Here is a 20,300-nt window from a genome sequence, read left to right on the forward strand (position 1 = left end):
GACAGTTGACTGAGCGTGTGACCGGCTCTGACGATATCCCGGAGGCGCCCGCGGCGGACGCCCCACCGGAGCAACCCCCTGTGGCCAGGGTGGATGGCAAGCCCCTGTCCGATATCCCCCAGGATCTCTACATTCCGCCGGACGCCCTGGCGGTCTTCCTGGAGGCCTTCGAGGGTCCCCTTGACCTGCTGCTGTACCTGATCCGACGCCAGAACATGAACATCCTCGATATCGACGTCAGCGAGATCACCCGCCAGTACATGGAATACATCAGCGCCGTCGAAGCCATGCGGTTCGAACTGGCGGCGGAATACCTCGTGATGGCGGCCACCCTGGCGGAGATCAAGTCACGGATGCTGCTGCCGCGCCAGGAAGCGGAAGACGACGAGGAGGAAGACCCCAGGGCGGAACTGATCCGGCGCCTCCAGCAGTACGAGCGTTTCAAGAAGGCCGCCGAGGATGTGGACAACCTGCCGCGGATGGAGCGGGATACCTTCCCCAACTCCGCCACGCTGCCCGAGCTGCCCCGGAGTGATGTGCACCCGCCGGTGGAGCTACGGGACATGCTGCTGGCCCTGCAGGGGGTGCTGCAGCGCGCGGATCTGTTCACCAGCCACCATGTGGAGCGGGAACGGCTGTCCACCCGTGAGCGCATGTCATCGATCCTGGCAATGCTGCCGGCGGACCGGTTCATGGCCTTCGAGAGCCTGTTCACCCGGGAAGAAGGCCGGCTTGGCGTGGTGGTGACCTTCCTGGCCATGCTGGAGCTGGTGAAGGAAGAACTGATCGAGATCGTGCAGGCGGAAACCCTGGGGGCCATCCATGTCCGTGCGCGAACCAGTAACTGAGGCCGCAGTCCATGAATGAAGAAAACCTCAAGCGAGTGCAGAATATCGTCGAAGCCGCACTGCTGTCAGCGGGACGGCCCCTGAACATTGACCAGTTGCGGGACCTGTTCGAGGAGCATGAAAGGCCGGCACGCCAGATCATGGAACACGTGCTCATGCTGCTGGATGAGTCCTGTGCCAACCGCGGTTTCGAACTGCGCAGAGTGGCCAGCGGCTATCGCTTCCAGGTCCGCCAGGACTATGCCCCGTGGGTAGGGCGCCTGTTTGAGGAGAAGCCCCAGCGCTATTCCCGGGCACTGCTGGAGACCCTGGCCCTGATCGCCTATCGCCAACCCATCACCCGGGGCGAGATCGAGGATATCCGGGGTGTTACGGTAAGCAGCAATATCATCCGCACGCTGCAGGAACGAGAATGGGTCCGGGTGGTGGGCCACAAGGATGTTCCCGGGCGTCCGGCCATGTATGCCACTACCCGCCAGTTCCTGGACTATTTCAACCTGACCAGCCTTGAGGAGTTGCCTCCCCTGGCGGAGATCCGGGACCTGGAGGAAATCGGCCGCGAGATCGAGCAGGAAATGCAGGCCGAGATCCAGTTCGAAGCCACGGACGCCGCCCCGACGGACGGGGATGACGAAACCCCGGCGCCGGCCGGGAGTCAGGGTTCCGGTGACGAATCGGACAGCAACACAACACTTCACTAATCCAGTAAGGATCGTTCCATGGCGTCGCAACGCCCCCCCAGGCCGTCCAGAACGGCAACCCCGGCCACGGGCGACCAGCCCGAACGGCTACAGAAACTCCTGTCCCGGGCCGGTGTCGGCTCCCGCCGGGAAGTCGATGCCTGGATCCAGGACGGTCGGGTGACGGTCAACGGACAGGTGGCCCAGCCCGGCGAAAGGGCATTGTCCAGCGACCGTATCGCCGTCGACGGCAAAGCGGTGGAGAGCCGGTCCGCCGATGCGGTGGTGCGGCGTGTACTGGTCTACAACAAGCCCGAGGGTGAGGTGACCACCCGCAATGACCCGGAGGGCCGTCCGACCGTGTTCGACGGCCTGCCCAGGCTCAAGGACCAGCGCTGGATCGGTGTCGGCCGTCTGGATATCAATACCACCGGGTTGATGCTCTTCACCACCGACGGTGAACTGGCCAACCGGCTGATGCACCCGTCCAGCGAGATAGACCGGGAATACGCCGTCCGCATTTTCGGTGCGGTGGACGATGCCATGATCCAGCGGCTTCTGGACGGCGTGCTGCTGGAGGATGGCGTGGCAGCCTTCTCGGATATTTCCCCGGCAGGCGGCAAGGGCCAGAACCAGTGGTTTCACGTGACCCTGATGGAGGGGCGCAACCGGGAGGTCAGGCGCCTGTGGGAGTCACAGGGCGTTCGGGTCAGTCGCCTCAAGCGTGTGCGTTACGGACCGGTATTCCTGCCCAGCCGGCTGACGGTTGGGCGCTGGGAAGAGTTGGACCAGAAGGGGGTCAATGACCTGAGCCGGTCGGTTGACCTGCCCCTGTCTGAAGTGCCCACCAAGACTCCCGGGGAGCAGGCCGAGCAGGAGCGGCGCCGCCGCAAGGCGCCCTCGAGAGGAAACAAGAAACCGGGGGGTGCCCGTCGCTGGCAGGTGGATGACAGTGGCGGGCAGCGTCACAAACCGGCACGTTCCCCGGCCCCGGGAAAACCTTCCAGACATCGCAACGGTCCCGGCAACGCCTGACCCGCAAGCCGTCTCTTCAGACCGTTTCTGTGCCGGTGCTGCCCACCACATGAGCGATACGGGTGCAGTTCCGGCCGGCATCCTTGGCGCGGTACAGGGCGTCATCCGCCCGCGCCACCCATTGGTTGGGGGTCTCGCCGTGACGGTGGGAAGCAACACCGGCGCTGGCGGTCACCTGTACCTGACGATCACCACAGGGTATACGGATGTTGTTGATGGCGGCACGAATCCTGTCGGCCACGTCCTCGCCATCCCGGCAATCGGTGTGGGGCAGGAGTATGGCGAATTCCTCCCCTCCAAAGCGGAAAATACTGTCACCGTCCCGGGTGGCCTCCCTCAGGGCATCGGCGGACGCCTGCAATAGCAGGTCGCCAATCACATGACCGTAGGTGTCGTTGACCTCCTTGAAATGGTCAAGATCACAGAGAATCAGTGTAAAGCGGTCCCCGTGGCGATCATCGATACTGCAGTCCCGTGCCAGAGCCATATCCAGCGCCCGCTTGTTGGGGATGCCGGTGAGGGCGTCGGTCAGCGCCGCCTGTTCCACCAGCGCGTACTGGCAGGCATTGCGTAACGGGCAGATGACGATACCCAGCAGGTATTCGATGATTTCCAGTTCATCCTCATGGAACCGCTGCCGACGGGTCAGCGCAAGGGAACCATAGTTGGCGCCCTCCAGGTTCAACTGGTAATCGCAGCGATGGGATCCCCCCATGCCGGTGCTGTAGACGAAATCCTGACATCCCAGCCGGTGGCGGTACACGAGCTGCCCATAGGGAATCGCCCTTGCCAGTTCCTCCGCGAAGATGCCCAACAGGTGTTCCAGGGACAGGGTGGTGCTGCTCCGTCGATAGAGCCTGGCCACCGGGTCCTCGGCCTGGGTCCAGGCCTGCCTCGCCTGGCGTAGTTCGGCCAGACGGCCATGGTGGGTTTGCGGGGCATGGGGGTAGGGGCGGTTATTGCCTGCCATTGCTAGTGCCTTTACGAGAATTTTCCTGCATTAAGCAGATAACATGCCACTAGTCTTATATCCGGAAGAAACAGTGTGTTGGCACTCTGAAGCCAGCTCAATTTCAGTACCGTAGTCTTGAGCGGCAAATTTTTGTCGGGGCCGTCGCCTGCCGGAGGGAAATGCGATACGGTCGGGCTGGGCATACCACATCCCTGTGGTAAACTGCACCGTTTGTAACGCGCGCCAGACAGCCACCAAGCCGTTAGGGAAGATCCGGAACAACATGCGCCTGAAGTCCATAAAACTCGCGGGTTTCAAGTCCTTCGTCGACCCCACCACGGTCCCGTTTCCGTCCAACATGACGGCTGTGGTCGGCCCGAACGGTTGTGGCAAATCCAATATTATCGATGCGGTCCGCTGGGTCATGGGGGAGAGCTCCGCCAAGTACCTTCGTGGCGAATCCATGGCGGACGTCATCTTCAATGGTTCCAGCGCCCGCAAGCCTGTGGGCCAGGCATCCATCGAACTGATCTTCGACAACTCCGACGGCTCCGCCCCCGGTGAGTTCGCCCGCTTCAACGAGATTTCCGTACGCCGTCGTGTCTCCCGGGAAGGCCAGTCCGACTATTTCATGAACGGTGCCAAGTGTCGCCGCCGGGATATCACGGACCTGTTCCTGGGCACCGGCCTGGGCCCGCGCAGTTACGCCATTATCGAACAGGGCATGATCTCCCGGCTGATCGAGGCCAAGCCGGAGGAACTGCGGGTCTACATCGAGGAAGCGGCGGGCATTTCAAAGTACAAGGAACGCCGTCGGGAAACCGAGAACCGCATCCGCCGTACCCGGGAAAACCTCGAGCGTCTGACGGACCTTCGGGATGAACTTGAACGCCAGCTCCAGCATCTGCAACGTCAGGCGCAGGCTGCGGAGCGCTACAAGGAGCTCAAGGGCACCGAGCGCCGGTACAAGGCCGAACTGACCGTGTTGCGATGGCAGGGTCTGGACGACGACCTGAAGCAGCGCCGGGAGCAGTTGCAGGAAACGGAGCTGGAACTGGAGAAACACCTCACTGAACGGGTGAACCTTGAAAGTTCCCTCGAAAAGCTGCGGGACGAGCACCAGCAGCGCACCGACGAGTTCAACCGCAACCAGGCCCGATACTACGAGGCCGGGGCCGATATCGCCCGGGTGGAACAGAGCCTTGAACACCAGCGTGAACGCAGCCGTCAGGTGGCCACGGAACTTGACCAGGCACTGGCCAGCCGCAGCGAGATCGCCCGGGAACTGGCCCAGGATGACGAAAAGCTCACCGCCATCCGCGACGAGCTGACCGGCTTGGAACCGGAACAGGAAACCCTCGCCGCCCAGGCGGAGGAGTCCGCCATGCAGCTACAGTCCGCCGAAGAGGCCATGAGTGACTGGCAGCACCAGTGGGAAGCCTTCAGCGCCCGCTCCTCGGACACCAAGCGGGAAGCCGAGCTGTCCCAGAACCGCATCCGCACCCTGGAGCAGGAAATCGAGAACCTGTTGACCCGCCAGCGGCGGCTCGAGGACGAAAAGGCCCTTTTGGATGACCAGCTCGATCGCACCGAACTGGACGAACTGCTGGAGCAGGAAACCGAGCTGAATCTCCGCCGGGAGGAAGCCGCGGACACCATCGAGGAAACAACCGACCGCCTGCAGGACCTCAAGGCCCGCCTGCGGGACCAGGAACAGCAGGTCAGCGAACTGAGCCAGCGGGACCAATCCCTGCGGGCGTCCCTGGAATCCCAGCAGGCCCTGCTGGACGAACAACTGGGTGCGGACGACGATACCCTGCAGCAATGGCTCTCCGGCGCCGGGCTAGCCAATGCCCCGCGTATTGCCCGCCAGTTGCAGACCGACACGGGCTGGGAATTTGCCGTGGAGGAAGTCCTGGGGAATCTCCTGCAGGGGGTCGAGGTGGACAGCCTCGACGCGCTGGCCCAACAGCTGGATGACGCCCCCCGTGGCGTGGCCCTGGTGGAAAAGGGCCCGGCAACCGGGGAGATGGCACCGGATTCCCTGGCTGCCAGGGTCCGCAACGGCAGCAGCCTTGCCCCCTGGTTGGGGCAGGTGAAGACCGTGGACACCCTTCGTGAAGCGCTGGAGCGACAGCCGGGGCTTGGTGACCATGAAACCCTGATTACCCCCGAAGGCATCTGGCTCGGTCGTGGATGGCTGCGCATGCCGGAGTCCGACCGTTCCCGCACCGGCGTTATCGAACGCCAGCAGAAGGTGGAGGAACTGGCCTCTGCCCTGGACGAGGCGGAAACCCGGCTGGCGGAGGCCCGGGAACGTCTCGACGACCTGCAGGAGCGAACCTCGGATGCGGAGTTGCAGCGGGACCAGGCCCAGCAGACCGCCAACGATATCCAGAGCGAGCTGTCGTCGCTGACCTCCCGGGTCAGCGGCCTGAAGGCGCGGGCCGAGCAGATCAACGACCGTTTGCAGCGGATTGATGAGGACGTGGCGGATATCCGCGAGCAGCGGGCGGTGAAGCAGGAGGAACTGGAAGAGGCCCGGCTCACCTGGGACCAGTCCCTGGCGGCTAACGAGGACACGGAGGCGGAAAAGGAGCGCCTGCTGGAGCAGCGGGACGACCTGCGTGAACGGCTGGACCACCTGCGCCATCAGGCTCGTAGCGACCGCGACCACGCCCACCAGCTACAGCTCCAGATCCAGTCACTGACCAGCCAGCAGGATGGCCTGCAACAAACCCTGGAAAGGACCAGGCTCCAGGACCAGCGCCTTGAGGAACGGCTGGAGATCCTGCGTGAGAACCGGGAGAGCGCGGAAGCACCCATCGAGGACCTGGAGATGCAGCTTGAAGGACTGTTGGATCGCCGGCTGGCGGAGGAAGAGAAGCTGTCGGTGGCCCGGGACGCCCTGGAGGAAATCGACCGGGATGTGCGTGAGAAAGAGCAGTTCCGCAGTCAGGCGGAACACCGGGCACAGGATATCCGTGGCCAGCTTGAGAAGCTGCGCATGGAATCCCAGGCCCTGGAGATTCGCGCCACCAATCACCTGGAGCAATTGCAGGAGTTGGACGTCAAGCTCGCGGATATCCTGGAACAGTTGCCGGAAGAGGCCACCGAGCAGGCCTGGGCCGAGGAGCTGGACAAGATCGGCAACCGCATCCAGCGCCTGGGCGCCATCAACCTGGCGGCCATCGAGGAATATCAGGTACAGAGCGAGCGCAAGACCTATCTGGACAGCCAGCACGAAGACCTGATGGAGGCGTTGGAAACCCTCGACAACGCCATCCGCCGGATCGACCGGGAAACCCGGCAGCGCTTCAAGGAGACCTTCGACAAAGTCAACGGCGGCCTCCAGGCGCTGTTCCCCAAGGTGTTCGGGGGCGGTAACGCCTACCTGGAACTGACCGGGGAAGACCTGCTGGAAACCGGTGTTGCCATCATGGCCAGGCCGCCGGGCAAGAAGAACAGCACCATCCACCTGCTGTCCGGCGGGGAGAAGGCGCTGACCGCCATTGCCCTGGTATTCTCCATCTTCCAGCTCAACCCGGCGCCGTTCTGTATGCTGGATGAGGTGGACGCGCCGCTGGACGATGCCAATGTGAGCCGTTACGCCAATATGGTGAAGGAAATGTCGTCCCAGGTGCAGTTCATCTATATTACCCACAACAAGATTGCCATGGAGATGGGGGACCAGTTGATGGGGGTCACCATGCATGAGCCGGGTTGCTCCCGCCTGGTATCCGTGGACGTGGACGAGGCCGCCGCGCTGGCCGAAGCCTGATCAATATTTGGCCCATGTCCGGCGGCGACATGAAAAAACCGCCACTTGACAGCCTATCGCGTTGTATTCGCGGTGGTCTTTTCTTAGAGTTACGGGTTTGAGGGCCACTGAACAGTCGCCGCTGTCCGGAAATCGTTCGGGGCTTTGTCAAGGACCACAGACAGGATCGGGTAGTTATGTCGCTTCGGGAATGGTTAATTGCCATTGGTGCCCTGATTATTATCGCCATCGTACTGGATGGCCTGCGCCGTATGCGGCGTGCCCGCAAGGACGCCATCGCCATTTCCAGCGGCATGGGCGCGGATGATATCGAGAATTCTCCCCTGGATGATGACTACAACCCGGAGCTGCCCCACGGGGGCGCCCGCCCGGTGTCCCGGGACACTCTGGAGGAGCGTGGCTACGTGACCGCCGCGGTGCCCTCTGATACCGACCTTTCCGAGCCCCCGGGACCGGAGACAGCGGAGCCGGAGCCCGAGCCAGAATCCGATGTTCCTTCCTTTACCGCCTCCGAGTCGGAGCCGGAACCCGAGCAGGCAGCCGGTCTGGCGGAAGAACCGGTCACCGCCCGGCAGGACGACCCGGCAGGCGATGAGGAAGTGGCTGGCGAAATGCGCACTGTGCGCAAGCCACGCCGTCCCGAGCCCCGCAGGATGGGCCGCCGGAAGGACCCGGAACCACCCACCGTCACTGATGTGGAGGAGGACACCGCCAGTCGTGGCGGGGCGGCAACGGAGCCCCGCGAGGGCCAGCCCAAGGCCGGTGCCAACCGACCGCCGGCGGAGGAAGTGCTGGTGATCAACGTACTGGCAAGGGAACAGGATGATTTTTCCGGCAAGGCCCTGAAAAAGCTGTTCGAAGCCTGCGGACTGGAACACGGCGACCTGGACATCTACCACCGTCACGAAACGCCGGAAACCACCAGCCCCGTTCAGTTCAGCGTTGCCAACGCGGTGGAGCCCGGCACCTTCATTCCCGATGAGATGGAGGAGATGTCCACCCCCGGCATCAGTTTCTTCATGAGCGTGCCTGGTCCGACCAACTCCATGCAGGCCTTTGACTTCATGCTGGAGACCGCTCAGGCTGTGGTACGCAACCTGGGAGGCGAGCTGAAGGACGAACGCCGCAGCGTGATGACCGCCCAGACCATTGAGCACTGCCGTCAGCGGATCCGCGAATACGAACGCAAGCGCCGCTCCAGGCACTGACCTACCGCGACCAGGGCCCATCCCGGAATAGAAGAGACATGAGCCAGACCTCGTCTGTTGAACGCCGTATCCAGGAACTCCGTCAGGTCATTGACGACCACAATTACCGTTACTACGTGCTGGATGAACCGGCGGTCCCGGATGCGGAATACGACCGCCTGATGCGCGAACTCCAGTCACTGGAGGCGGACCACCCGGAACTGGTGACCGCGGATTCGCCGACCCAGCGGGTGGGTGCCACCGGCGATAACACTTTCGCCGAAGTGGTCCATCGCCTGCCCATGCTGTCCCTGGACAACGCTTTTTCCGACGATGAACTGCGCGATTTCGATCGACGGGTCCGTGACCGTCTGCCGACGGACGACCCGGTGGAGTATGTCTGCGAGCCCAAGCTCGACGGGCTGGCGGTCAGCCTCCACTACGAGAAGGGGCTGCTGACCCAGGCCGCCACCCGGGGCGATGGCTACACCGGCGAGGACATCACCGCCAATATCCGCACCATTGAGTCCGTGCCGCTCCGCCTGCGGGGGAAAGACCTGCCGGACGTGGTGGAGGTGCGCGGCGAAGTTTACATGCCCCGGGCAGGGTTTGAGGAGCTGAACCGCAGGCTCGCCGACCAGGGAGAAAAGACCTTCGTCAATCCCCGCAATGCCGCTGCCGGCAGCCTTCGCCAGAAGAATCCGAAGATCACCGCCCGCCGCCCTCTGGAGATTTGCGCCTACAGCGTGGCAGTGCCCGATGAAGGGATTCTGCCGGATACTCACTATGCCTGCCTGAGGATGGTTCGCGACTGGGGCTTTCGCATTAATCCGGAGATGAGTCTGGCCACCGGCCCCGATGAATGCCTGGAGGCTTACGAATCCCTGCTCGAAAAGCGCGACAGTCTGGCCTACGAAATCGACGGCATTGTCTTCAAGGTCAACAGTCTGGACTTTCAACAACAGCTGGGCTTCGTCTCCCGGGCGCCGCGCTGGGCCATTGCCCAGAAGTTCCCGGCCCAGGAGGAACTGACGGTACTGGAGGCCGTGGAATGGCAGGTGGGCCGAACAGGTGCTGTCACCCCGGTGGCCCGGCTGAAGCCGGTGTTTGTGGGCGGTGTCACGGTGAGCAATGCCACCCTCCACAACATGGATGAGATACGGCGGCTGGACGTACGCATCGGCGATACGGTCTTTGTACGGCGCGCCGGTGACGTCATTCCCCAGGTGGTCAAGGTGGTCGCTGAGAAACGTCCGGGCAACGCCAGGGAGATTGAGCTACCTGAGCAATGCCCGGTCTGCGGCTCCGAAGTCGTTCAGATTGAGGACGAAGCGGTGGCCCGTTGCAGCGGCGGCCTTTACTGCCCGGCCCAGCGCAAGGAGGCGATCCGTCACTATGCGTCCCGCAAGGCGTTGGATATTGAGGGGTTGGGGGAGAAGTGGATCGACATGCTGGTGGAGAAGGAGATGGTCAACACCGTCGCCGATCTCTACCAGCTCCGCAAGGCCGACTTGGTGCGGCTGGACCGGATGGGGGATAAATCCGCCGACAACCTGCTCAAGGCGATTGATGACTCCCGCACTCCGGAGCTCTGGCGTTTCCTCTATGCCGTGGGTATCCGGGAAGTGGGGGAGGCCACGGCCAAGGGCCTGGCCATGTATTTCGGTACCCTGGAGAAGATTGCCGCGGCCTCCGAGGAGGATCTGGAGGAAGTGCCGGACGTGGGGCCGATCGTGGCCGGACATATCCACAGCTTTTTCCGGCAGCCCCATAACCAGGAGACCATTGATGAGTTACGGGAGCGCGGCGTGCAGTGGCAGTCCGTTGAAGTAGCCGAACCTGCTGCTTTGCCCCTGAAAGGCGAGACCTGGGTTCTGACGGGAACCCTCTCTGAAATGACCCGGGACGAGGCGAAGGAGAAGCTGGAGAGCCTGGGGGCCAAGGTGGCCGGCAGTGTCTCGAAGAAGACCAGTTGTGTGGTGGCTGGCGAGGCGGCGGGGTCCAAGCTGGCCAAGGCGGAGTCGCTGGGTGTGAAGGTCATGGATGAACAGGAGTTTGGTGAGTTCCTGGCAGGCTACAAACTGACCTAGAAGCTATAGCCAACTAAAAAGAAGCTAAACCTCGCCCTCCTGCTGACTCAAACTTGCGTAAAGCCGCAGATAATCCGTGCTGGTGATAATGCCGGTGGGGCTGCCATCGGCGCCGACCACCAGGGCGGCGTCCAGTTGGTGGGCCAGCATCAGGCGGGCGAGCTGATGGGCATCGGTCTCCGGGGAGGCAGTCAGGAACGCCGGCAACTCAATGTTCTGGAAGCTCTGAGAAATGTCGTGATGATGGTTCTCATGGAGCCAGGCCAGTATCCAGCGGGTATCCACCAGGCCACCGACCGCACCGTCGGCGGTGATCACTATATGGTGTATCGCGTGCTGTTCCATCTCATCGAGGGCATCGGCCAGGGTGGATTCCGCCGGTAGCGAGTGAATCCAGGGGCTGCAGACCCGGCTGACCGGCAGATAGGCGCGTTCCGGTTCCGGCTCGGCATCCTCCGCCTGGCTGTAGTGGGCTACGGCACGCCGGGCATGGACTTCCCGGGCCTGCTGGAAGGCCCCATCGGAGATCTCTTCACTGCTTTCCCGCAGCGCATGGGATGCACTGGTTTCCTCCAGGCTGCCCACGCGCCTGCTGCGGAAAATTTCGGGCAGACGGGTTCCCGTTGGTCGTCCGGGTTCGCTGACGTGAATGGCCATTACTGCTCCTGATGGTCCGGGTAGCCGGATATGACTACGTTATACCCCTTTATCGGCCAACAGGGAAAAAACTGGAACGCAAATCAGGCAATGCGGCTGGTTGCCACCGGCTCGGCGAGACAGCGCTTGGGATCAACCCTCGCAGCCAGGGACCGGGGCAGGGCAACCGGCTGGTCACAGAGACAGTCCGCCAGGTATTCCGCCAGTAGCGGGGCCCACATCAGCCCCTTGCTACCCAGGCCGGTGAACAGCCAGGCGCCGTCCAGTACCTGCGCCTCACCATTGACCAGGGGGCCGGCGATTGGCTGGTAGTCATGGGTGGTGCAGCGGAAGGAGACCCGTCCGGAAGCTGAGGACGCCGGGTTTTCTTCACTGAGTACACCCGGCAACATGTCGGCCAGTGCATCGATGTTTTCCTGGTGGCTGCTGAGCCGTTCCTGTGGGTCGGGATCATGCAGGTCGAAGGTGGCGCCAGTGATCACCTGACCATCCATTGGCGGATTCAGGTAGCGGGTTCCGGTGACCACGGCCCGGGGTTGGGCCGTGAGGGAGGCAACCGGCAGCGCCGTCACCTGGCCGCGTATGGCTTTCATGCGGTAGTCGCCCAGTACCGGCATCAGTGAACGTGTCTGATGGCCGGCGGCAATGACCACTGCATCGGCCAGCAGGTCCTGCCGACCTTCTCCGGAGAGGCACCAGCGGCTGTTGCAGGGCAGCAGGCGGGTGGCCCGGAAGCCGAACTCGGCCTGGATATTCGGGTGCTCCAGCAGGGTACGGCACAGGCGTGCCGGCTCCAGCCAGCCGGATTGCCCGAACCAGAGCCCGCCTTCGGGGCAGGGCGCGCCGGTGAGCGTGGCGGCCTGTTCGGCGGAAACCGGGCGCAGGACGCTCTCGGGATACTGGTTCTGTTGCAGGAACTTCTGTTGACGCTGCTGCTCTTGCTCCGACCCGGCCATCATCAACAGGCCGGTGTGGTGCCAGACGTCAGGAGTATTCAGCGGGTAGTAGCGCTGTGCGTGGAGCAGGGCCGCCAGGCTGAGTTGTGTCTGGGCATTGAACTGCACGCCCAGCTTGGCATACAGGGCGCCCTGGGCATTGCCGGACGCCCCGGCGCCGGGTCCTTCGGCCTGATCGGCGACGGTCACCCGCACACCCCGTTCCGCCAGGTTGCGGGCCAGCAGGCTGCCGGCCAGTCCTGCGCCCACCACCAGGACAGACCTGGGGGCTTCACAGGTCTGGCGACCATTATCGGGCAGTTCACCCCGAATCATGTCCCGTTTGTGGCCGAATCCGGCGACCTTCTCCATCCGGAATCCGGCCTCGGCAAACCCCCGGCGGATACGGCCAACGGAGGTGAAGGTGGCCAAGGTGGCTCCGGGGCGGCTGTGGCCGTGAACCAGCTCAATAATCCGTTGTTCCCAGAGGTCCGGGTTGCAGGCCGGGGCGAAGCCGTCCAGGAACCAGGCATCGGCCCGGAACGAAAGATCTTCCAGGGCGTCCACTGCATCGCCCAGATAGAGGGTCAGGCGGACCCGGCCACTGTCCAGTACCAGTCTGTGACAGCCCGTGACCAGCGGCGGATACTGCTGCTGAAGCGTCTCGGCCAATGGCGACAGTTCTGGCCAGAGGGCAAGGGCCTGACGAAGGTCGTCGGCCTTCAGGGGGTAGCGTTCAACGGAGACAAAATGCAGGCTGGCACCGGACGGGGCATGGTCCCGGAAGGCCTGCCAGGCCGCCAGGAAGTTCAGTCCGGTGCCGAATCCTGTCTCCCCGATCACAAAGGTGTCGCCCTCGTTCAGGCTGGCGAAACGGTCGGGCAGGCGGTTCTGACCCAGGAACACATAGCGGGTTTCCTCCAGTCCGTTCTCCCGGCTGAAATACACGTCACCGAAGCGGGCGGACACAGGCTGGCCGTCGCGCCACTCCAGGGTTGCCGGTTCAATGGAAGGCAGGGATGGGGCGAGTGGTTCCATGGGCTACTGCTCGTTGTCGATAAGTCGGATCGACTGGATGACGACCGGTTCCACCGGTACATCGGCCATGCCGTTGGCGCGGGTGGTCTGTACGTTGGCGATGGCGTCCACCGCCCCCATTCCCTGGGTCACGGAGCCAAACACGGCATAGCCGGGTCGTGAGCGGGTGGCGTTCAGGTGCGGATTGTCCGCCAGGTTAATAAAGAACTGGGAGGTGGCGGAGTCCGGATTCTGGGTCCGGGCCATGGCAATGGTGCCACGGAGGTTCTTGGCGGTCTGCCGGGACTCGTTCCTGATGGGGTCGTCGGTGGCTTTCCTGCGGAGGTCGCTGTCGAAGCCGCCGCCCTGGATCATAAAGCCGGGAATCACCCGGTGGAAGGTGGTGCCGTCGTAGAAGCCCTGCTCCACGTAATCAAGGAAATTGGCCACGGTGTCGGGGGCGATGTCCGGCCGGAGGCGAATGTCGAAGGCGCCTTCGGTGGTGGATACCCGCACCTGGGGCAGATCGTCATTGTCAGCGGATGCGTCCTGGGCCTGGGCGGAAAGGGTCCATCCAAGCATGGCCAGCAGCAGCGTGATGATCGCCGCGAAGTGGTTCAGGCTGGCGGCAGGGGTGTGAATGCGCAGGCGGTCCATGACGAGCTCCGTTCGGTGAATGACCGCCCGAAGTTTACCAGAAACCGTGGGGCCAGTGACCCCCGGTTGCCGGGCAAATTACCAATTCGTCTGGATTCTTGTGCGCCTGATTGCCGTCGGACACTAGGCGCTGGCGAGGATGTTTCTCTGGCCAACGGAGGTTTGCTGGCCACTGGCACCGTACAGTTTCTGCTGCCCGGAACTGCCGCGGAAGATATCCGTGAGCTTTGCAAGCCGTGCCTGGAGGTGGCTGACCACCTTGCTGTTCTGCTGGTTCAGGGTATGGCAGTCGGCGAGGGCGGCCTGGGCCTGTTCCCAGCTCCGGTAGAGATCGCTGAGTCCGGCGCTGCGGATAAAGCGGGAGGGGTGCCCCTGATCCGGCCGGAATCCCATTTCGACCAGCAGGTGCACCTTTTGGCGGGCACGTTCCCGGATACTGGTCAGGAGCGTGTTCTTCTGTTCCGTCAGCGGCTCGATGGCGCGGACATCCGCATTGGCCAACAGGGCCTTCTCTTCCTCCAGCAGCGTTGCGAGTTGCCGGAGCTGGTCCAGGTCCTGGTTAAGGAGTGCCTGGAGTCTGTCTACGGTGGCCATGGTTTACCTCACCCGAAAATGCTTTTATCCATCTCAAGCATTTTCTGGGCCACTTTCTCCGCATCCACCTTGTAGGAACCGTCCGCCAGTGCAGCGCGAATAGCTTCCACGCGGCTGTCGTCCACTTCCGGATAACTGTCCAGTTTCTCTCCCATCTGCCTGAGCTCCTTGGCCTGTTTGCTCAGGTTGACGTTCTCGCCACGGGCGGACTGGGCCTGCTTGCCGGCCTGTTCGGCGGGCGCCGGCTGGTTGCCGGTTTTGGCGTCAGGGGCCTTGTCCGTGGTGGTTTTGGGGGAGTTAACCTGATTGTTGCCAATGCCGTTAAAGTTAACTGCCATGACGATACCTTCTCTAGCTGCTTGCCGCTCCGTGGCGGTCGAAATTTGGGTCTTGCCCGTTTATCGACGGGTTTGGCCCTTTCTTGAGTAAAACTTTGTTCATCTTTTGTGGGGGTGTGAACCGGTTACCCTCTATCCCCTTAGCAGCGGCTTGCTGCCGGCAATCCGATGCCTGTTCCGGCAGGTTCTTGCCGCGTACTGTTCATGCCGCCTACTACATGGCCACCTCAACCTGACCCGGTGCCACTACCCGGGCCCGCAACGTCCGGGACGACGACAGGTTCTCCACCAGCACCTGCTCGCCGATCCGGGCGTTGGCCAGTGCCTTGCCCCGGGTACTCACGGCGAACCCCTGGTTGCGGGCAGTAATCATAACATGGTCGCCCCGTGCCACGGCATCCGGCGTCATCACCAGGTGCGGCGTGAAGGGCGTACCGGCCCTGACGGAGCGCTTCATTTCCAGTCCGACCAGGTTATCCAGCCGGGTGATGGTTCCTTGCCGCACTGAGTTCACCTGAACCCGCTCTGTGGTTACCATGGCGCGGGTAATCCGGTCACCCCGGTTCAGGGGTCTGGCTGCTACCAGGGCATCGCCGTGAATTTCAAGGGATACCGACAGGTACATCCGCCAGGGCCGCTCACCCTGACAGGAAACCAGCAGGGATGGCTGGGTGGATTCCATTGGGTCGCTACTGAACTCAACGTCAATCCGCCCGTCCGCGCAGGGGGCCAGCTTGAGGCGCGGATCCAGACTGCCGAGGGTGAAACTTGCCTCGAGTCCTTCGTCCTCCTGTTGGCGGACGAAATCCTCCATGAAGGCCCGACCGGCGGCCAGAATGTCATCCGGACCCGTCGAGTCAGCCGCCAGGGCGGTACTGGCACTGATGGCGATAAGGATGATGGCAATTAAACTGCGCATTTGGCCGGCTTTGTCCTATGCTGTCTCAAAAGGCGCCAGAAAACGTGGTTGTCGGTGGAGCCGGGCTCCTGCAGAGGCTCTAAACTTTCCCGGATACCAGCCGTTACATACCTCAGCCCCGGGCGACGCTACAATGCGACGACTGAGGCATTAAGGAAGCTGGATCGTCGGGTTCTTGTCGCTCCGTCCACTTTCCTGGCCATATATCTATAACTAAGCAACTACTGTGCCCGGTCTGCCCTTGAGGATTCTCCGGGGCGGTGAGCTGCCAGCACAGTTTCCGGGAGTTTCGAATGGCAGGCGTCCTTGACAGTGTTAACCAACGCACCCAGCTGGTGGGGGAGAATCGCCTTGAGTTGTTGCTGTTCCGCCTCCGGGGGCGTCAGCTTTATGGCATTAACGTCTTCAAGGTCAAGGAAGTGCTGCAGTGTCCCAGGCTGACCTCCATTCCCAACAGCCGCTCGGTGGTGCGGGGCGTGTCTCATATCCGTGGAGAGACCATTCCCATCATCGATCTGTCCATGGCAATCGGCGGGCCGGCGCTGCCGCACGACCAGGTGTCCACCAGCTTCGTGATCATCACCGAATATAACCGGCGCACCCAGGGATTCCTGGTATCCGGAGTCGACCGGATCGTGAACATGAACTGGGAGGACATCATGCCACCCCCCAAGGGTGCCGGAAAGGAAGTCTACCTGACGGCGGTGACCCGTCTGGACGATGCCCTGGTTGAGGTAATCGATGTTGAAAAGGTGCTGTCCGAGGTGTCCCCCCTCAAGGAAGATGTGGGTGAGGAAGTTCTCTCCCGCAATACCCGGGACCGCAGTGCTTCCCGTCCGATTCTGGTCGTGGATGACTCATCGGTAGCCCGGCGCCAGATGGTCCGCTGCCTGACCGCCATTGGTCTGGAGGTGGAGTCCCGCAATGATGGCAAGCAGGCGCTGGAGTACCTGAAAGAGATCATCGCCGACGGCAGCCGGATCACGGACCACGTCTCCATGGTGATCTCCGATGTAGAGATGCCCGAAATGGACGGCTACACTCTGGTCGCAAGATGCAAAAATGACCCGGCACTCAAAGACCTGTACATTATGCTCCATACGTCGTTGAGCGGTATTTTCAATCGGGCAATGGTGCAGAAGGTAGGGGCTGACGATTTCATGGCGAAGTTCAGCCCCGACGAGCTTGCTGAGCGGGTGATGGAAATACTCGACCGTGAATAACGGGCCTGCCGGCATCGGCACTCCCGTCTGACATTTCAATCGACCGCAGAGATCTGATGAAAGCAGACATCACTCCCCAGGAATATGATGCCTTCAAGAAATTCCTGCAGGATGCGTCTGGCATCCTGTTGGGTGATAACAAACAGTACCTGGTGAAAAGCCGTTTACGCCGGCTTCTTGAGGACAATGCGCTGGAGTCCCTGGGCGACCTGTTGCAACGTCTGCAGCGCCCCGGATCCACGCAACTGAAGGAAACGGTCATCGATGCGATGACCACCAATGAAACCCTCTGGTTCCGGGATACCCATCCGTTCCGTATCCTCTCCGAAAAACTGCTGCCGGAGCTGGCGGCAAGGGGCAACACCCAGCCCCTGAGGATCTGGTCTGCTGCCTGCTCCACCGGACAGGAACCCTATTCCATTGCCATGGCCATCGAGGAATACAAGCGATTCCAGCCCGGTCGGCTGAAGAACGAGGTGAGGATCACCGCCACTGACATCTCCCGCTCGGTGCTGGATACGGCCAAGCGGGGAGAATATGAGATGCTGGCCCTGGGCCGTGGTCTCTCCCAGGAACGGCTTCGGCATTTCTTCACCGCCCTGCCCAGTGGCGGCTGGAAGGTTAAGCCCCAGGTGCAGCGTATGGTGGAATTCCGGGAGCTGAACCTGATGGACCGTTACGTGCTGGGGCGGTTCGACCTGATCTTCTGTCGCAACGTACTGATCTACTTTTCCGGGGAACATAAACGGGACATCCTCACCAGGATGCACAGTTGCCTGAATCCGGGGGGCTACCTCATACTGGGGGCTTCGGAATCGCTCAACGGCTTGTCCCACCTGTACGAAATGGTCCAGTGTCATCCCGGTATTATTTACCGCCGTAAACAGTAACGACTGGCAACAGCCACCGGATTCCCCACGATCACTGAACCGGAATCCGGCTGACATCAGCGTGGCCATGGAACAATCCGGATGAACCCGATCAATTTCCGTCATCTCTATTATTTCTGGGTGATCGCCCGGGAGGGGGGCATTCAGCGCGCCAGTGAAATACTCGATCTTACCCCTCAGACCCTTAGCGGCCAGCTCGCAACCCTGGAGAACGAACTGGGTGGTCCGCTGTTCCTGCGCAGGAACCGATCCCTGAAGCTGACAGATTTTGGCAACGCGGTGTATGGCTATGCGGATGATATGTTCAGGGTTGCTGAATCCCTGACTGAAATGGTCCGTCGGCCTCCCGAGAACCGCCCGCTCTCGCTGACCGTCGGGTTGTCGGCATCGATTCACAAGCTAATCGCCTACCACCTGCTGGAGCCGGCCCTGGGGCTGAGTCGCGAAGTGCGCCTGCACTGCCGGACCGGTGACAACAACAGCTTGTTGGAGCGGTTGGCAAGAAAAGAGCTGGAAGTGGTGCTTACCGACCGGCAACCCGGCCCCGGTCAGGCCGGTTCGTTCCTGGCCCACCGCCTTGCGAGTTCATCCATCTCCCTGTTTGCCTCCGCACCACTGTCAACATCCCTGCGAGAGGGATTTCCAGGAAGCCTCGACGGTGCGCCGTTTCTGGCCACTTCGGTGGACGCTCCCTACTTTACGGAACTGATGAACTGGTTTGCCCGCAAACAGGTGAAGGTGCGGGTGGTGGCGGAGGTGGATGATAGCGCTCTTATCAAGGTTTTCGGACGGGAAGGGCTGGGCTATTTTGCTGCCCCCACGGCGATTGCCGATGAGGTCTGCCGGCAATACAAGGTGGAAACCGTAGCCCGTATTGATGATGTGCAGGATATACTCTATGCGGTGACTCGCGCTGGCCGCGTCCATCACCCAGCAGTGGAGGCCATCGTCCAGCCACGGCCGGACCTGCAGAGTGGTTCGAAAAAAGCGAACAATACTGCTCAGAAAAGTTGATTCATTGCGAGCTTCCCGCAATGCAGTATTGGCCTGTCGATGACACAGGAGACCGCCCATGAAAACCATTCACAAATTCCGTATCAATGCAGGCAAGGAAACTACCCGTCTCACCCTGAAGAACGGATTCCGAGTGGTACGGTGCGAATATCTGGTATCGGAGAAGGGGGTTTATCTCTGGATCGAACAGCCTTTGAAAGTGACGACTCCCACCGTGGAGCGACGGTTCCGGGTCGCGTTCTCCGGTGAGCCGGTGCCCGAAAACTATCAATACCTCGGCACGGCACTTGACCCTTTCGGCCCGGAGGCCTACCACGTATTTGAGGTGCCCGCCGGGGCAGTTTCGTCCACGGTGGAGGCGTCCGAACGACACACTGCAGATCCTGCATTGATAGGTCAGACGCGTTATCGGCCCATTGCAGCGAACTGAGTGACCGACACACTGAACCTTTGAGGGCCCACCGCGGGCCTTTTTTTTCGCACGTTACCAGGCAGAGCCTGAATGGCTCTTCTGAGCCACCTACCTCAGAGATTTCAAATGCCGGATATTGTTGTAATGTTCTTCCTGCTGGGCCTGGTTGCCGGGGCCCTGCGATCAGACCTGGAAATTCCCAAGGCCGCCTACGACGTGCTCAGTCTGTTGCTGATGCTCACCATCGGATTGAAAGGTGGCATGGCGCTGCACGGCAACCTCAGTGTCGAACTTTTTGCTGAACTGGCGGTGGTCGCGGCGCTCGGCTTTGTGTTGCCATTCGTGCTGTTTCCGGTGTTGCGATACGTGGTTGGTCTGAATGTGGCCAATGCCGCCAGCCTGTGCTGCCATTATGGCTCCGTCAGCGCGGGAACCTTTGCAGTGGCTATGGCCTGGGTCGAGGCACGCTCATTGCCAACGGGCGGAGAGGTCACCCTGTACCTGGTATTGCTCGAACTGCCCGCTATTCTGATGGGGCTCTGGTTCTACCGCCGTTTCTCCGGTGAAAGGCCCCGTGATACAGGTTCGATCCCGTTATGGCAGGAAACCCTCACCAACCGCAGCGTGGTTCTTCTGGTTGGGGGTGTCATTATCGGCATGCTCTATGGTTACGCCGACGGCGACAAGGTGACTGCCCCACTCACTGAGGCCTTTTCACTGATCCTGGCTCTGTTCCTCCTCGAGATGGGACTGGTGGCCTCTGAAACCCTTCGTCGCCTGCGGCTGGGGGACTGGAAACTGCTGGTTTTTGCGGTAGCAGCGCCGCCGCTAATGGCATTGCCGGGGCTTCTGGCAGGGGCGTGGATCGGTCTTGAAACGGGCAACCTGGTGATCCTGGCAACCCTGACCGCCAGTGCGTCCTATATTGCGGCACCCGTGGCAGTGCGACACGCCATTCCTGATGCCGATATCGGCATGGCGATGCTGGCGTCTCTTGGTATGACATTTCCGTTCAATGTCATGCTGGGTATTCCGCTGTATGGGTTGTTTGCTGGTTGGCTCACGGCCTGA

At 61.9% G+C, this 20,300-nt stretch carries 18 protein-coding genes; 11 read left to right on the forward strand and 7 right to left on the reverse strand.

Translation table 11 applies throughout. The features are described 5' to 3' along the window. The first annotated feature begins 5 nt into the window (after positions 1 to 5). Genes ACJO2E_RS06670 through rluB form a run of 3 tightly spaced genes read left to right on the forward strand, consistent with a single transcriptional unit; the run spans position 6 to position 2,563 of the window. Positions 6 to 848: a segregation and condensation protein A gene (locus ACJO2E_RS06670; protein ID WP_406963027.1), complete on the forward strand. Its 843-nt coding sequence runs from the start codon at positions 6 to 8 to the stop codon at positions 846 to 848. 11 nt (positions 849 to 859) lie between these two features. Beyond that, entirely contained in the window at positions 860 to 1,549 is a 690-nt protein-coding gene (gene scpB, locus ACJO2E_RS06675) for an SMC-Scp complex subunit ScpB (protein WP_406963029.1), read from the forward strand. A gap of 18 nt (positions 1,550 to 1,567) precedes the next feature. Beyond that, positions 1,568 to 2,563 (forward strand): 23S rRNA pseudouridine(2605) synthase RluB, encoded by a 996-nt coding sequence (gene rluB / locus ACJO2E_RS06680; protein WP_406963031.1) that lies wholly within the window; start codon positions 1,568 to 1,570, stop codon positions 2,561 to 2,563. A 16-nt stretch (positions 2,564 to 2,579) separates the two neighbouring features. Here the strand turns inward: rluB and ACJO2E_RS06685 are convergent, their stop codons facing one another. Next, a complete protein-coding gene (locus ACJO2E_RS06685) occupies positions 2,580 to 3,533 on the reverse strand; it encodes a GGDEF domain-containing protein (RefSeq protein ID WP_406963033.1) in 954 nt (317 codons plus the stop codon). 265 nt (positions 3,534 to 3,798) lie between these two features. On the opposite strand from ACJO2E_RS06685, the gene smc reads away from it, so the two are divergent. The 3 genes from smc (at position 3,799) to ligA (ending at position 10,573) form a co-directional block, all read left to right on the forward strand. After that, complete coding sequence (gene smc / locus ACJO2E_RS06690) at positions 3,799 to 7,296, forward strand: chromosome segregation protein SMC (RefSeq protein WP_406963035.1); 3,498 nt, start codon at positions 3,799 to 3,801, stop codon at positions 7,294 to 7,296. A gap of 176 nt (positions 7,297 to 7,472) precedes the next feature. After that, positions 7,473 to 8,504, forward strand: coding sequence for a cell division protein ZipA (zipA, locus tag ACJO2E_RS06695; RefSeq protein ID WP_406963037.1), 1,032 nt, complete (start codon positions 7,473 to 7,475; stop codon positions 8,502 to 8,504). Positions 8,505 to 8,542: 38 nt separating this feature from the next. After that, positions 8,543 to 10,573, forward strand: a complete 2,031-nt coding sequence (ligA, locus tag ACJO2E_RS06700) for an NAD-dependent DNA ligase LigA (RefSeq protein ID WP_406963039.1) — start codon at positions 8,543 to 8,545, stop codon at positions 10,571 to 10,573. 24 nt (positions 10,574 to 10,597) lie between these two features. Here ligA and ACJO2E_RS06705 read toward each other — a convergent pair whose 3' ends face one another. The 6 genes from ACJO2E_RS06705 to flgA all read right to left on the reverse strand — a co-directional run bounded on the left by ACJO2E_RS06705 (position 10,598) and on the right by flgA (position 15,690). Next, positions 10,598 to 11,230: a CBS domain-containing protein gene (locus tag ACJO2E_RS06705; RefSeq protein ID WP_406963041.1), complete on the reverse strand. Its 633-nt coding sequence runs from the start codon at positions 11,228 to 11,230 to the stop codon at positions 10,598 to 10,600. Positions 11,231 to 11,313: 83 nt separating this feature from the next. After that, positions 11,314 to 13,203, reverse strand: coding sequence for a bifunctional tRNA (5-methylaminomethyl-2-thiouridine)(34)-methyltransferase MnmC2/FAD-dependent 5-carboxymethylaminomethyl-2-thiouridine(34) oxidoreductase MnmC1 (mnmC, locus tag ACJO2E_RS06710; protein ID WP_406963043.1), 1,890 nt, complete (start codon positions 13,201 to 13,203; stop codon positions 11,314 to 11,316). 3 nt (positions 13,204 to 13,206) lie between these two features. Next, positions 13,207 to 13,839, reverse strand: a complete 633-nt coding sequence (locus ACJO2E_RS06715) for a peptidylprolyl isomerase (protein ID WP_406963045.1) — start codon at positions 13,837 to 13,839, stop codon at positions 13,207 to 13,209. A 123-nt stretch (positions 13,840 to 13,962) separates the two neighbouring features. Beyond that, positions 13,963 to 14,433 carry a flagella synthesis protein FlgN gene (locus ACJO2E_RS06720; protein WP_406963047.1) on the reverse strand — a complete coding sequence of 157 codons (471 nt, stop codon included), beginning with the start codon at positions 14,431 to 14,433 and terminating at the stop codon, positions 13,963 to 13,965. Positions 14,434 to 14,441: 8 nt separating this feature from the next. After that, entirely contained in the window at positions 14,442 to 14,771 is a 330-nt protein-coding gene (flgM, locus tag ACJO2E_RS06725; protein ID WP_406963049.1) for a flagellar biosynthesis anti-sigma factor FlgM, read from the reverse strand. Positions 14,772 to 14,985: 214 nt separating this feature from the next. Beyond that, positions 14,986 to 15,690, reverse strand: a complete 705-nt coding sequence (gene flgA / locus ACJO2E_RS06730) for a flagellar basal body P-ring formation chaperone FlgA (protein ID WP_406963051.1) — start codon at positions 15,688 to 15,690, stop codon at positions 14,986 to 14,988. Between the two features lie 293 nt (positions 15,691 to 15,983). Here flgA and ACJO2E_RS06735 point away from each other — a divergent pair, with 293 nt between their 5' ends. The 5 genes from ACJO2E_RS06735 to ACJO2E_RS06755 all read left to right on the forward strand — a co-directional run bounded on the left by ACJO2E_RS06735 (position 15,984) and on the right by ACJO2E_RS06755 (position 20,300). Then, positions 15,984 to 16,913, forward strand: a complete 930-nt coding sequence (locus ACJO2E_RS06735) for a chemotaxis protein CheV (RefSeq protein ID WP_406963053.1) — start codon at positions 15,984 to 15,986, stop codon at positions 16,911 to 16,913. A gap of 56 nt (positions 16,914 to 16,969) precedes the next feature. Next, positions 16,970 to 17,803, forward strand: coding sequence for a CheR family methyltransferase (locus tag ACJO2E_RS06740; protein WP_406963055.1), 834 nt, complete (start codon positions 16,970 to 16,972; stop codon positions 17,801 to 17,803). Between the two features lie 81 nt (positions 17,804 to 17,884). Next, positions 17,885 to 18,817, forward strand: a complete 933-nt coding sequence (locus ACJO2E_RS06745) for a LysR family transcriptional regulator (RefSeq protein ID WP_406963057.1) — start codon at positions 17,885 to 17,887, stop codon at positions 18,815 to 18,817. A 58-nt stretch (positions 18,818 to 18,875) separates the two neighbouring features. Next, a complete protein-coding gene (locus ACJO2E_RS06750; RefSeq protein WP_406963059.1) occupies positions 18,876 to 19,247 on the forward strand; it encodes a DUF7352 domain-containing protein in 372 nt (123 codons plus the stop codon). 108 nt (positions 19,248 to 19,355) lie between these two features. Further along, positions 19,356 to 20,300, forward strand: a complete 945-nt coding sequence (locus ACJO2E_RS06755) for a sodium-dependent bicarbonate transport family permease (protein WP_406963061.1) — start codon at positions 19,356 to 19,358, stop codon at positions 20,298 to 20,300.

The organism is Marinobacter shunpengi, from assembly GCF_045449695.1.
Classification (GTDB): domain Bacteria; phylum Pseudomonadota; class Gammaproteobacteria; order Pseudomonadales; family Oleiphilaceae; genus Marinobacter.

Coding starts and splice junctions, on each gene's coding strand:
- scpB (WP_406963029.1), top strand. CDS start 860: ATGAATGAAGAAAACCTCAAGCGAGTGCAGAATATCGTCGAAGCCGCA.
- rluB (WP_406963031.1), top strand. CDS start 1,568: ATGGCGTCGCAACGCCCCCCCAGGCCGTCCAGAACGGCAACCCCGGCC.
- ACJO2E_RS06685 (WP_406963033.1), bottom strand. CDS start 3,533: ATGGCAGGCAATAACCGCCCCTACCCCCATGCCCCGCAAACCCACCAT.
- smc (WP_406963035.1), top strand. CDS start 3,799: ATGCGCCTGAAGTCCATAAAACTCGCGGGTTTCAAGTCCTTCGTCGAC.
- zipA (WP_406963037.1), top strand. CDS start 7,473: ATGTCGCTTCGGGAATGGTTAATTGCCATTGGTGCCCTGATTATTATC.
- ligA (WP_406963039.1), top strand. CDS start 8,543: ATGAGCCAGACCTCGTCTGTTGAACGCCGTATCCAGGAACTCCGTCAG.
- ACJO2E_RS06705 (WP_406963041.1), bottom strand. CDS start 11,230: ATGGCCATTCACGTCAGCGAACCCGGACGACCAACGGGAACCCGTCTG.
- mnmC (WP_406963043.1), bottom strand. CDS start 13,203: ATGGAACCACTCGCCCCATCCCTGCCTTCCATTGAACCGGCAACCCTG.
- ACJO2E_RS06715 (WP_406963045.1), bottom strand. CDS start 13,839: ATGGACCGCCTGCGCATTCACACCCCTGCCGCCAGCCTGAACCACTTC.
- ACJO2E_RS06720 (WP_406963047.1), bottom strand. CDS start 14,433: ATGGCCACCGTAGACAGACTCCAGGCACTCCTTAACCAGGACCTGGAC.
- flgM (WP_406963049.1), bottom strand. CDS start 14,771: ATGGCAGTTAACTTTAACGGCATTGGCAACAATCAGGTTAACTCCCCC.
- flgA (WP_406963051.1), bottom strand. CDS start 15,690: ATGCGCAGTTTAATTGCCATCATCCTTATCGCCATCAGTGCCAGTACC.
- ACJO2E_RS06735 (WP_406963053.1), top strand. CDS start 15,984: ATGGCAGGCGTCCTTGACAGTGTTAACCAACGCACCCAGCTGGTGGGG.
- ACJO2E_RS06740 (WP_406963055.1), top strand. CDS start 16,970: ATGAAAGCAGACATCACTCCCCAGGAATATGATGCCTTCAAGAAATTC.
- ACJO2E_RS06745 (WP_406963057.1), top strand. CDS start 17,885: ATGAACCCGATCAATTTCCGTCATCTCTATTATTTCTGGGTGATCGCC.
- ACJO2E_RS06750 (WP_406963059.1), top strand. CDS start 18,876: ATGAAAACCATTCACAAATTCCGTATCAATGCAGGCAAGGAAACTACC.
- ACJO2E_RS06755 (WP_406963061.1), top strand. CDS start 19,356: ATGCCGGATATTGTTGTAATGTTCTTCCTGCTGGGCCTGGTTGCCGGG.